Here is an 871-nt window from a genome sequence, read left to right on the forward strand (position 1 = left end):
CAACGCCTGCCGCTTACACTCGCCCGGGTTTGGGCTCTTGCGCTTTCGCTCGCCGCTACTCGCGCAATCTCGGTTGATTTCTCTTCCTCGGGGTACTTAGATGTTTCAGTTCCCCCGGTTGTCCCCCTCCGCCTATGTGTTCAGCGGAGGGTGCCCGGGCATGGCCCCGGGCGGGTTCCCCCATTCGGAGACCCCCGGATCGAAGGCCGTGTGCGCCTCCCCGGGGACTATCGCGGCTTGCCGCGTCCTTCGTCGACTTCCTGTGCCAAGGCATCCGCCGTGCGCCCTTGATATCTTCTCTTACCATCAAGGTCGCTCCGGATCATCTTGGTAGATTGATCTGTTGCTTCTTTATGCTTGCTTCGAACATACGTTCGCGATCTATGATGAATCATCGATCGTGTCCATGATGCGAACACCCTGATTACTCGCAATCGAGAATTCATTGGTATTCATTGATCATGTCTTGACCGCGACATCACAACATGTCGCGCGCTATGCAACTGTCAAGGAGCCCGCGGGCGCGCGCGGCGCCTCGGGAACCGGATGCTGCAGGAGGGATGAGAGACCGTGAGAAAGTTAAGTTGTTCCGTCAGGGAGGGGGAGCTTACCGCTCGACCCCTTCCGGCGCGAAATTTCGCGTCTCCCTAGAAAGGAGGTGATCCAGCCGCACCTTCCGGTACGGCTACCTTGTTACGACTTCACCCCCCTTACCCTCCACACCTTCGACACCTCCGCCCCTTTCGGGTTCGGCCGGCGGCTTCGGGTGCAGACGACTCGGGTGGTGTGACGGGCGGTGTGTACAAGGCCCGGGAACGTATTCACCGCGGCATGCTGATCCGCGATTACTAGCAACTCCGACTTCACGCAG

2 rRNA genes are annotated in these 871 nt (G+C 59.5%); both read right to left on the reverse strand.

The features are described 5' to 3' along the window. Positions 1-301, reverse strand: a 23S ribosomal RNA gene (locus tag DMP11_RS10070); the annotation flags it as partial. A gap of 350 nt (positions 302-651) precedes the next feature. After that, positions 652-871 (reverse strand): 16S ribosomal RNA (locus DMP11_RS10075); the annotation flags it as partial.

Source organism: Parvibacter caecicola, assembly GCF_003725335.1.
Lineage (GTDB): Bacteria > Actinomycetota > Coriobacteriia > Coriobacteriales > Eggerthellaceae > Parvibacter > Parvibacter caecicola.